Here is a 12,239-nt window from a genome sequence, read left to right as displayed (position 1 = left end):
GCGTCACCCGTCAATTAGTATGATGTCGATCTTCCCTGAACCTCGAACTCACGCTCCGATAACGCATGACATGATGCCGGTCGCCGACTATTTGATCCGCATGCGCGATGGCACGATCAAGCAGTTCAACCCGTTTACCGGTACCGAGGTCTGGACGGTGCCGGGTCGCGGCCATCGCCCGCTCGGTGAAGACAACCATGCCGGCGCACCGCTCGATCCCGCCAGGCACGGCAAGCACTGCACCTTCTGCGAAAGCCGGCTGTTCGAGACGCCGCCGGAGAAAGCCCGTCTCGTACGCACTGCCACCGGCTGGGAAACGATCAAGGGGCTGTCGGCCGAAGAGACCGTGAATACCGATTGGGCATTCCGGCGGGTGCCGAATCTGTTCGAGATCGTTTCCTGCGATTACTGGCAAAAGAATTACGACTACACGCTGCCGGTCTCGCTGCAGTCGCGCAAGGACAACTACCTCGCGAGCGAGCGCGGCTGGCGCCATGTGCTCGACATCGTCAACACGCGGATGCGGCTTTGCGGGGCCGACGAGGCGACGGTCCGCGCCACACCGATCGAGGAGAAGATCGCGATGGCCAACGCGTTCTTCGGCGGCGGCCATGAACTCATCATCGCCAACCGCCATTTCATCGACGGCGCAACCCATGCCAATCAGCTCGCCGGTTCCGGCTCGATGACGCCCGAGGAGCACTACCAGTACTTTCGCTTCACCATCGAGGCGCTGCGCGAAATCTACCTGTCCAACCGCTACGTGCGCTACGTGGCCGTGTTCCAGAACTGGCTGAAACCGGCCGGCGCATCGTTCGATCATCTGCACAAACAACTGGTCGCCATCGACGAGCGCGGGGTCTCCAATGACATGGAGATCCGCCTGGTGCGGGCCAACCCGAACATTTACAACGAGGAGGCGGTCAATTACGCGGCCTACCGCAATCTGGTGTTCGCCGAGAACGACCATGCGATCGCCTTCGCCGGCTTCGGGCATCGGTTTCCGACGCTCGAGGTCTATTCGAAGAGCGAGCGCAGCCAGCCGTGGAACCATTCGGTCGATGAGTTGCGCGCCGTCTCGGATCTGGTGCACGCCTGCCACGCCGCGATGGGGCCGGGCATCCCGTGCAACGAGGAATGGCACTACAAACCGCCCGATGCCGATGTGCCGATGCCGTGGCGGGTGCAGATCAAGTGGCGTGTCTCCAACCCCGCCGGGTTCGAGGGCGGTACCCTGATCTACGTCAACACCATCGACCCGGAATCGCTGCGCGACAAAGTCGTGCCGCGGATCTTCGAGCTGAAAAACCAGGGCAAGATCGCGCTGATGAAAATCGCATTCGAGTGCGACTGCGTACCCAACTGCCTCAAGTACAACCCTGCAGTCCGCCTGCAGCAATCGCGCGACGGCGAGTTCCTGCCATTGTCGGGCGACGCGCGCAGCGAATCCTAGCCGGAGCGATGCTCCAGCCATCGAGACCGCCAGGGCACGGTGAAAACCACGGATACGCGCCAGATGTCGTGTGCCATCAGCTAGAATGGACGGCATCGGATTCGTAGCAGGGAGGCTTGCCAGTCCTGCGCGAGACCGCGGACTCTGGCCGCTTGCCGGCCATCAGCCGTCGCCTCGCCGGCGCGGCCCGCCATCACACTCAGGAGGCCTCAGTCATGTCGGCGCATGCCTATCTCTCACAGTTGCAACTCGCGCCCGTCGCTGTGCGCGCCAGGACGTCCGATTCCACAGCGCCTGCTCGGCCTCGGCCTGCTCGACGACCATGGGCAACTGGCCGACATCGCGCACGCCGCCGTCAACCCGCTCGCCCGCCCGCTGGTCGATGCCATCGCGGACGACGACGCCCGCCAATGGGCGGCCGCCGCGCTGCCGGCGCTCGCAGACGCGTGGATCGACGGCGACACCTTCCGCTGGCCGGTCGCCTTTGCCGCCGAGGCCTGGCGCCTGATCCAGCGGGCCGGGTCGGCAGCGCCAGCCCGGCTGATCGACGCCGCCACCGCCGTGCTCGCCCGCCATCGCCACGAGCAGGGCGACCGCGCCCAGGCCATCCTCGATCAACTGGTCCTGCCGGCGCGCCAGGCGCTCGCTGCGCAAGGCCACGCTCCGTCCCGCGACTTCTGGTCTGCCGTCCATGATGTGGCGGACCGCGCCGGCGACCCAGGGTTGCGCATGGCGAGCGTCGCGGGGCTCAAGAACCGCGCCACCTCGCCCTTCGAGCGTGGCTCGGCGCTGCTGCGGGAAGCAAGGGCCGCCCAGTCCAGCGGTGATCCCGACGGCGCCAATGGCTGCTTTGCGGAGGCGGTGGAGCTTTTCCGTTCGGCAGGTGCAGAGCGGGAAGTCGCGATTGCGCGCGGGGGTCAGGCCGACATCCTGCAGGCGCGCGGGCAGCTCGACGAGGCGCTGCGCATCCGGCGGGAAGAAGAGCTGCCGGTCTATGAAAAGCTCGGCGATGTGCGCGAGAAGTCGGTGGTGCACTTCAAGATCGCTTCATTGCGTCTGGACAGGAACGAGCAGCAGACCGAGGAAGGTTTCCTGGCCATTTTCGAGAGCCTCCGCCAGGCCTACGACATCGCCGCGCAGATGCGCATTCCCGACGGGATCTCGGCCGTCGGGCCGCTTCTTGCGCAGTTCCTGGCAATGGGGCAGGCGTTCGCGCCCGCGCTGGCGGTGCTGGCGCAAGTGGACGAAGCCTGTGCGGTGCTCGGGGACGAGGCCGGGCGGCGGCGGGCGGCTGATCTGCGGCAGCAGATCGAGGCGATGCAGTGCGGGCAGGCTTGACGGCCGCGAAGCTCGGTGGTCACGGGCGGGAAGCGGATTGGCTCGGGACGACCCGGGTGGACCGCATGAAACCTGACGCGGGCGCAGCCGCGGTCCGCGTCCGGCTTGCCGCGCGCCAACTGGCGCGGATCAGCGTGGCCGGCATGCGCGTCCTGAACGGCATCCGGATGCTCGGCTGGGCAGCGATCCTGGCGACCTTCCTGATCGCGACCGACGACGTCCAGGCTGCTCCCGATCGCCAGGCCGTTCTCGTACTGAGCTCGTACCACCTGGGTTTCGCGTGGACCGACGCCCAGGTCGAAGGAATCACGTCGGTACTCGAGGAGAGCCGCCTGCGTCCGGAGATCTTCCTGGAGTACATGGATGTCCTGCGACTGCCGGCCCCCTACGACGAGCGCGGCTTCGCAGACCATCTCGGGCGCCGCTACCGCTCGCAGCGCTTCGACCTGATCATCGCCACCGATGACGCAGCCGTTTCCTTCCTCGCCAGGAATCAGCCGTCGCTGTTCGCCGGCACGCCGGTCGTTTTCAGCGATGCGGCGGCCTTCGACGCGACAGCTTTGCCGCCGGAGATCGCGATCACGGGAGTGATCGAACGGATCGACATCCCGTCGACCCTGCAGGCGGCACAGCACCTGCGACCGAAGGCCGCGCAAGTCGTGGTGTACGCGAACCGGGCCGATTCCGGCACGGGTTTGGAGCATGCGCGCGAGGTCCTCGGCACGCTGAAGACGAACATACCGATCCGGATCAAGCACGATCTCGAGCTCGAGGAAATCGTCGCCAGCGCCGCCGCGCTGTCGGCCGAGGACATCGTCTTCGTCCTGGCCTCCGCCCATGACGCTGCGGGCAAGTGGCACAGTCCGGCGGAAGTCATCGGCCGGGTGAGCGCCGCGTCGCCGGCGCCGCTGTTCGACATCACCAGCCATCGCGTTCGCGGCGGCCTGACCCTCGGCGGCAAGGTCGAGGACGGCACCGACATCGGTCGGCTCGCGGCACGGATGGCGCTGCGCATCCTGGCGGGCGAGGACGCGCGGAGCATTCCGGTGCAACAGGCGCCGCTCGCCTACGTCTTCAACCATGGCCAAATGCAGCGCCACGGCATCGACGAGTCTGAACTTCCCGAAGGAAGCGTCGTCGTCGGCAAGCCGCCGACGCTGTACGATCAGTATCGCGGCACCGTCTGGGTGACGGCGGCCGTGCTCCTCGCCTTGAGCCTGGCCGTGCTCCTGCTAATCAACAGCATCCGCCGGCGCAAGGGCGCGGAGAGATCCTTGCGCACCTCCAACACCCTGATCAACGCCATCAGCCAGACGCAGGCCCTGTACATCGCTGGCGCCGATACCCGCGAGGTCTTCGAGCGCATGTTGTCCTCACTGCTGGAGATGACCGAAAGCGAGTACGGTTTCATCGGCGAGGTATGCCGCAACGAAGACGGCTCGCCCTTCCTGCGCACGCAGGCGATCACCAACATCGCCTGGAACGACGAAACGCGGGCATTCTACGCGACGCATGCGCCACAGGGTCTGGAGTTCCGCAACCTGAACACGCTCTTCGGCGCCGTGATGACCACCGCAAGGCCGGTGATCGCCAACGATCCCGACAACGATCCGCGGCGACACGGCCGTCCGCCCGGCCATCCCGCGCTGAACGCATTCATGGGACTGCCCTTCTTCCGTGGCGACGAGCTGGTGGGAATGGTCGGTGTCGCCAACCGCAAGGGGGGCTACGGCGAGCAACTGGCGACACAGCTCGCTCCCTTCCTGAACAACTGCGCAAGTCTCACCGAGGCCGTGCACGAAAACCGGAGACGTCGCGACGCCGAAACGGCGCTGAAGAACAACGAGGAGCGACTGCGCCTCGCCCTGGTCGCGGGGAACCTCGGCTTCTACGACCTCGACCTCGGCACCGGCGAGGCGGTGATCAGCGCCGAGTATGCCGGCATGCTGGGTTACGCAGCCGGCGAACTGGAATTGAATGCGGCGAGCTGGCTCGAGCGCGTGCACCCGGACGACCGCGACGCCGCCGGGCGGACATTGCACGAGTGCATCGCCGGCACTCGCACCGAATATCAGCTGGAGTACCGGCTGCAGACCAGGTCGGGCGAATGGCGATGGATTCAGTCGGTCGGCAGGGTGGTCGCCTGCGACGGGCAAGGGCGGCCGCTCAGGCTGCTCGGCACGCATGCCGACATCAGCACCCGCAAGCAGTCGGAGGAGATGCTGGAGCTGACCAGCCTCTCGGTGGAGCACGCGTCGGACGCCATCTTCTGGCTGGACCGGGACGGCGGTTTCGTCCATGCCAACGATCAGGCGTGCCGCTCGCTCGGCTACACGCGCGAAGAACTGTTGCGGCTGCACCTCTGGGATGTCGATCCGGACACCAGCGAAGCCGGCTGGCGCGAATCGGCGCAAGGCTCCGAACTGGCCGGCTTGCTGGGCAACGGCACGCGGCACCGGCGCAAGGACGGCAGCATCTTCCCGGTCGAAGCATCGTCGCGATCCATCGCTTTCGGCGGTCGGGTCTACGGCTTCGCCTTCGTGCGCGACGTATCCGAGCGCAGGCGCGCCGAAGAAGCGGTGCGCCAGAGCGAGGACCGCCTGCGGCAGGCGATCCGCGTCTCCGGGATCGGCATCTTCGACCACGATCACCGGGCCGACACGATCTACTGGTCGCCCGAGATGGGCGCGATATTCGGCTGGGGAGCGGATGAGCCACGGACCGTCGATGGGTTCATCGAGTTCGTCCATCCCGACGACCGCGAGATGGTGCTGGCGGCCACTCGCCTCGCCCACGACCCGAGCGGCGACGGCCAGTACGCATCCGAGTACCGGATCGTTGGCCACGCCGCTGTCGTCCGCTGGGTGCTGGCGATGGGGCAGACGTCTTTCGCTGGCGAGGGCGGCTCGCGTCAGCCACTGCGCACGGTCGGGGCCGCCCTCGAGATCACCGCCCGCAAGCAGGCCGAGGAGTCCCTCCGGCGTGCAAACGAGGATCTCGACGAGCGCGTCAGGCTGCGCACCGAAGAGCTCGCCACCTCCAACGCGCAGTTGCGGGAAACGCTGGACACCCTGCGTCGCGCCCAGGAAGAACTCATCCGCAGCGAGAAGCTGGCCTCGCTGGGTTCGCTGGTAGCCGGCGTGGCGCACGAGATGGGAACACCGCTGGGCAACAGCCTGATGGTGGCCACCACCCTGTCGGACAGGATCCGCAAGTTCTCGCAACTGACGGAGGGCGCGAGCCTGTCGCGCACGGCGCTGCGGGACTTCTTCGCCGTTGCGATGCAGGCCACCAGCCTGCTCGAGCGCAGCCTCCTGCAGGCGAACGACCTGATCGGACACTTCAAGCAGGTCGCCGTCGACCAAACCAGCGCGCAGCGCCGGCAGTTCGACCTCGCGGCGACGATCGGCGAGATCGTGGCCACACTGGAACCGCAGTACAGGAAGACCCCGCATCGCCTCCGGGTCGACATCCCGGACGGCATCGTCATGGACAGCTTCCCCGGCCCCTTGGGCCAAGTCATCACCAACCTGGCAGCCAACGCGCTCAAGCATGGCTTCGCGCAGGCCGAAGCAGGCCTCCTCGAGATCGAGGTGAGCCAGCCCCTCAACGGACGCATCACCATGACGGTCAGCGACAACGGCTGTGGAATTGCCGCCGAACACCTGCCGCGCATCTTCGATCCGTTTTTCACGACCCGCCTCGGCCAAGGCGGCAGCGGCCTCGGCCTGCACATCGTCTACAGCATCGCCACCCGGGTGCTCGGCGGCCGCATCGAGGCGCGCAGCACACCCGGCACGGGAACCACCTTTGTCCTCGAACTGCCGCTGCAGGCCCCTGACGCGCAGCCCGCAGCGGCCACATGGGGCACCGTGCCCCGCTGAGATGGTGCTCGCCCGTCGCCTGTTGCCGGTACGCGGACCGCCGCGGCGGCAGATGCCGGTCAACTGCCGCATCGCAAGCGATTGATTCGGCGTCGTGTCCGCGCAGCGCCATGCCGGCCGCTGCGAAGGCGAGCCGCCACGCCGCCGCGTCCTGCGGGCAGAGAAAGCCGGCGGCGAAGGGCGAACGTCGCGAGACCGCCGGGTTGAACTGCTGCGGCTGGAAGATCACCCCGGCGACCCCGCTGCCGTATCGCCGACGCGCGCTTGCCGACACTTCGCCCAGACGCACCCGGTTCATCACGCCCCAGGCGATTCCGCGCGCCACCCGCGGATCGCCGGCGAAGCCGGTCGACCGCGCCTCGGCGTACACCAGCCGGGCCAGCAGTTCCTCGTCGCCCGGCCGGACGGCGAGAAGCACCTCCTGTGGTGCCTGCTCCGCCACGCGTCGCAGACACGACGGCAGGTCCTCGGCAAATGCCGCGTGCGCCGCCAGCAATCCGCAGGCCAGCGCCGCCACGGCGGCTGTCGCCAATGGCCCTGCCCGTCCCCTGCCCCGCCCGCATCCTTGAACACGTCGTCGGCGCGGCCGACGTAGGTGATGTAGCCGTCGGCATCGATCAAGATCCCCCTGCTGCTGCCGTCCGCGGACAATACGCCGCGACCGACACCCTTCGACAAGTAATAGCGGCTTGATCTCCGCCAGACAAAGAAGGGAACGTCATGCTCTCGGCAGAGAGCATCCATCTCCTCGCCCCTGTTCTGGCGGGTCAAGGCGGCGCAGACCGGAATGTTGTCGAAATCAACGAACAAAGCGCTTTTCATGAACCGTCTTCCTCAAGACTCACCTCACTCAACCCCAATCGCCTTGAATACCGCATCCACCGGATCGGAATAGAAACTGGTCTGGAATTTGGCGAACAGTTCCCCCGGAACGCTGGGAATATCGCCAACACTGGACATTGGCAACAGTATCTTCTTCGCCCCGGCGTCAAACGCAAGCTGCAGGCTTTCGGCAAGATTGCGCACCTGCACCACCGTACCGCCAAGGCTCATGTCACCCATGATTGCCATCTGCGACTGAACCGGGCGGCCCAGCGCTGCCGAGCAAAGGGCAATGAAGCTGGCAAGCGTGAATGACTGCGGCGCACCCGCATTCTGCAACTCGAGCAGCTGCAGGTGGAAATCGTGTTCGCCTGGCTTGATCGATGCGCTGATGCGCGAGGAATTGGCCTTGAAATAGTCGAAGGCAACCCGCACCGGTTCGCGTGGTGCAGCACCCGACGCTGATACTTTTCCACCGCCGGCGATGGTTTGAATTTCGATACGGTAGATCCCCGGCATTTCGGACGTTCCCATGCTGATCGTGTGCAGCGCTCCCGGTGCGAGGCGGCCATCCGGAATCAGTGCGCCGCTCGATTGTTCGGGAACGGCAACAAAACGCTCCTGACTATCCTCAAGGTCGATGTAGGAGAAGTGCACGTCGTAGAACTCCATGCCGCCGATCTTCTTGAGCTGCTCCTTCACGCGCCGGCGGACTTCCAGCGCGTACTCAAGACACTTCCTCACGATCTCCTTGTGGTAATCGCCGGCGGGACAGATCAGCTTCAGCAGGCCCGACACCGTCCGGCGTACGGCGATGGTGTCGCGCTGATTCAGGTTGTTGCCGAGCTTGAACCACTTGTCGATGGCGTCGGCGAAGGTGTACTTGCGCATTTCGCGCAGGTACTCGGCCAGGTAATCGACGATCAGCCCGTACTGGTTCGTGAAAAACTCCGGGCGCATTTTCGGGATCTCCCAGCCCGGCACATAGGCGTGGAAGCGGTCAAAGAACGCCGAGTCGATCATCACCTCGGGGAAGGGTCTGAACAGGTGGCTGGTCTTGACCAGCGACTCGACCGTCTGGCCTTGCGGGAGGTTGCCGACGAAGACCATCGCCGCGTTCGCGCTGATCGCCTCGCGTCCCCGCGAGAATGATCCGCTGGCCATGAAGTCCTTCATGATCTGGACGCCGTCCTGATCCTTGAAGTTGATCCCGGCCACCTCATCGAAGGCCACCACGTCCCACAGGCCGACCAGGCCGACCTTGCGCGCCGCCATGTGGTAGAACAGGTTGGCGACCGTGGTCTGCCCACCCGAAACCAGAATGCTGTTCGGGCTGATCTCCTTGTAGAGGTGGCTCTTGCCGGTGCCGCGCGGGCCGAGTTCGCAGAAGTTGTAATTGTTCTCGACCAGCGGAATCATCCGCGCCAGCAAATGCCACTTCACGCGATCCTTGAAGCAGGAGGGCTCCATGCCCGTTGAGCGGATCAGCGCATCGATCCAGAGTGCTTCCGTGAAGGCCTTGCGCCCTTCGAACAGCCCTGGCATGTCCATGGTGGGCATCTGGATCGGTTTCAGATCGGTGACCTGGAATGGCGAGCCCTTCTGGTTCTCCTCGAATCGATACTGGAGCGTCACGATGCACCAGATGCCGCCCACCAGCAGCTTTTCGAACTGGCGAACGTAGGTATCTGAAATCTCGGCATTCCTGACCCCGAGATTGGACAGCAGCGCCTCATAGGCATCGCGCTTTTCATTGAGCCTGACCGTCACCTTGTCGATGACCTTGTAACTGCCGCTCTCGCGGATCTTCGACTTGACCTTCTCGGCTTCGTCGGGCCGAACATAGTTCTCGCTGAGAATCCGCTTTACATTGACCAGACCGGAGTCGATGGTCGCCTGATCATCGGACGCGCAGTACATCCCGAGCAGGTATTCGAGGACATAGACGGGAACATTGGCCCCTTCCTTGATCAGCTTGGTCAGATCCTTGCGCACCACCTTGCCGGCGAAATGCCGATTCAGCAGGGCATCGAGATCGGCGTCGTTCTCGGGGAGTTGTTCAGTCATGATCGGTTCTAGAAGTCGTTGGCGAAGGCCAGATCCACCTTGAGCGGAATCCGCATCACTTCGACCCTGGTCTGGGTGTCACGGGCAATCAGGAAATGGTCTTTGCTCTTGTCGTATTGACCGAACCTGATGGTCAGGATCACCGAGCGCTTGCGTTCGTCCATCAGGCCGGAACTGCTGTCGAAGGTCACCGGCTGTTCGTCGCTGATCATCGTCTCCCCGTCGCGCAGGGAGACCAGCACCGACCTTGCCAATACCCGTTCCGAAACCGGTTCCGTCTGGATGAATTCGAAGCGCTGCTTGTTCGTGACCACCTTGTTCGACGAGCCCAGCAGGCTGAATTCCACCGCGCGCGTCCTGGCCGACTGGTTTTCACTTTCGCGCAGGGTGATCACCGGGATCACGATCTCCTGCGGCATGGCGCTGCCATGCACAAAGCGGGCGCCGCCGGCAAAGTGAAAGCGGGCAGCCCCTTTCGGCACCCAGAAATCCATGCTGCCCTCACCCGCTGTCGTCCCCGCCGTGACGGCCGTATTGCCGCACCACGCCTTGCTGTTCTGGCCGATTCCTTGCCCCAGCAGGTAGCGCTTCTTCGCCCGTAACGTGCCTTCCGGCTTGTCGCCGAGTGTGGACTTGTCGGCGTCGTCGAGCGCCGATTCCTGGTAGAGAAAGCCATGATCGGCCGTGATCAGTACCAGCGACCCATTGAGGCTGTTGACGATGAAGGTGGCGAGCTGATTGAGTTCCGTCAGCGTCTGCGCCACGGCGTCGAAGGTCTGCCCCTCCGAGCCTTGCTTGTCGCCCAGCAGGTCGATCCTGTCGTGATAGACGTAGATTACACGGTGGTCGCGAACAAATTCCCGGCCCTTGTCCTTGCCCATGGCAAGCAGTTCATCGGCCTTGACGGCAACGCCTGATATTTGGAGAGATGTGCGCTACGCTGCTCCAGCGTGGAAACCACGGCATCGTCGGCCATCACATCGAGGTTGCTGTTCTTCCTGTAGGCCAGCGTATGGTGCGGCAACAGCGACGCCATGCCGAGCGCGGTATAACTCGGCAGCACCCCGAGCATGGCTGTCAGGGCCGCCTTGAAGCGGCTCTTGCCGTTAATCTCGCGCACCAGCTCTTCCGCCGCCTCATAGCGGAACGCGTCGGAGATCACCACGAACACGCGGCGGATTCCTGCCTCCAGATGCGCCATGACGTGCTGCTCGAAGAAGTCCGGCTGATTGACCCAGGCACCGGTCTTCCAGCGTGATAGCAGCCCGTCGCTGCCCTCCAGCACCTTGCTCCAGGCAGATCCCAACTGCGGCACGAACCAACCCGAATAGGCGCTCTCGATGCGCTCGCGAAGCTCATGCAACAAGGCCCAACCCGTCGGCTCGACACCATCGGCAGCATGGTTGATCTGCCTGTAGAGTTGATCGAAGCGGAACAGCCCGGACTGGTACGCCGTCAAGCCGGCCTCGGCGTTGGCGAAACCGAATCCGGCGTTGAACTTCTCCTTCAGCTCGAAGAAGCTGGTCGCCGCTTCCAGCGCGTCGTAACACGACGCCAAGGCGCGTGTCGTCGCGCTGGAGTGCGCCAGCAGCTTGTTGGCCCAATGGCCGTCGCGACGACGGGCGATCAATTCGCGCAGGGTGTCCATGTCGGCACCGGCACCGGCGATGATGCGGTCCTTGAGGTCCTGGATGATGCGCCGCTCGACTTCCTCGAAAGTCATCGATTCCGCCAACGATTCAGCGGGCAGACCGGCAATTACCGCGCTCAGCCCCAGTTCGCGAGCCACCTTGCCGGACAAGGCGTCGTAGCTGCCGAAGTGCTGCATGTGCGACCGCCATCCGGCAACAAAGACCGAGGCATTCGCCGCGCGTGCCTTGTCGTTGAGGATGAAATGCGACAACTGCGCAGGACAGGAACCGCTGACGGTCCGCGAAAAATCCGTCACCAGGATCCGGAACAGTAGATCCCGAAGCGTCGGCGCGGCATCGCGATAGCCCATTTCCTGTTCGACCAGGACCCAGAACGAGTCCATCAGGTCATTGGCGACGATGTCGGTCCACGCCTTCGGTTCGGCATCCAGATTGGCGACGCCGTCCTGGACGAGGGCAGAGAAAAGCCGCAGCAGGATGCCGGAAAGTTCCGGTTGCTCGGCTCTTGCCAATACCGCGATCATCTTGCGGTCAAGATCCCCGGCGGCATCGTTGGGCGTAACCCAGCGCTTGAGGCGGTCGACACGATCCTTTGATTTGAGGAACTTGGCGCGCTCTTTCAGGTGTGCTCGCAGTTGCTGCGAGCTCAGGCCGAGATCCTCCAGCAGGATCGACGCATTGTCGGCGTGGAAGCTCCTGCTGCGCAGCCGGATGTCCAGCAGCCAGTCGCTGGCTGGGTCGGGAACCGGTTTGGCGCTGTAGAGGAGGAACCTGGCCCGAGGCGTCGCGCGCTCCAGTTGAAGCTTGATCGACAAGGCCGGCAGGTCGTCGAGATAGAGCAGTTCGATACCCTCGGGCAAGAGGTTCCTGACGGAGAAAGAGAACTCGCCGTCGGCATCGTGCCAGAAGACAATCGAATGGCTGGAGAACGCGGTGGTCAGTGCTTCGGTGATGCGTTGCTGGGTCATTGGATTCCCGCCGTAAAGTGCCCTGGCCGGGAATCGTCGGGGCCTACACGAGAGC

5 protein-coding genes and 1 pseudogene are annotated in these 12,239 nt (G+C 64.5%); 3 read left to right on the top strand and 3 right to left on the bottom strand.

Annotated elements, in window-relative coordinates:
* The first annotated feature begins 70 nt into the window (after window positions 1-70).
* The 3 genes from E4Q08_RS09535 (at window position 71) to E4Q08_RS24605 (ending at window position 6,675) form a co-directional block, all read left to right on the top strand.
* A complete protein-coding gene (locus E4Q08_RS09535) occupies window positions 71-1,453 on the top strand; it encodes a DUF4921 family protein (protein WP_248594808.1) in 1,383 nt (460 codons plus the stop codon).
* Window positions 1,454-1,678: 225 nt separating this feature from the next.
* Complete coding sequence (locus tag E4Q08_RS09530) at window positions 1,679-2,791, top strand: hypothetical protein (protein WP_169070180.1); 1,113 nt, start codon at window positions 1,679-1,681, stop codon at window positions 2,789-2,791.
* Complete coding sequence (locus tag E4Q08_RS24605; RefSeq protein WP_169070214.1) at window positions 2,776-6,675, top strand: PAS domain S-box protein; 3,900 nt, start codon at window positions 2,776-2,778, stop codon at window positions 6,673-6,675. Before E4Q08_RS09530 ends, E4Q08_RS24605 begins: the two co-directional genes overlap by 16 nt.
* A 297-nt stretch (window positions 6,676-6,972) precedes the next feature.
* Here E4Q08_RS24605 and E4Q08_RS09520 read toward each other — a convergent pair whose 3' ends face one another.
* From E4Q08_RS09520 to pglZ, 3 genes and pseudogenes are all read right to left on the bottom strand, one after another.
* Entirely contained in the window at window positions 6,973-7,497 is a 525-nt protein-coding gene (locus E4Q08_RS09520; protein ID WP_169070179.1) for a hypothetical protein, read from the bottom strand.
* A gap of 24 nt (window positions 7,498-7,521) precedes the next feature.
* Window positions 7,522-9,564, bottom strand: a complete 2,043-nt coding sequence (brxL, locus tag E4Q08_RS09515) for a protease Lon-related BREX system protein BrxL (RefSeq protein ID WP_169070213.1) — start codon at window positions 9,562-9,564, stop codon at window positions 7,522-7,524.
* 8 nt (window positions 9,565-9,572) lie between these two features.
* Window positions 9,573-12,184, bottom strand: a pseudogene (pglZ, locus tag E4Q08_RS09510) (BREX-1 system phosphatase PglZ type A).
* Between the last annotated feature and the right edge of the window lie 55 nt (window positions 12,185-12,239).

This window comes from Candidatus Accumulibacter contiguus (assembly GCF_012940005.1).
Classification (GTDB): Bacteria; Pseudomonadota; Gammaproteobacteria; order Burkholderiales; family Rhodocyclaceae; genus Accumulibacter; species Accumulibacter contiguus.
The sequence above is the reverse complement of the archived record's forward strand: the minus strand, read 5'-3'. Positions and strand labels throughout refer to the sequence as shown.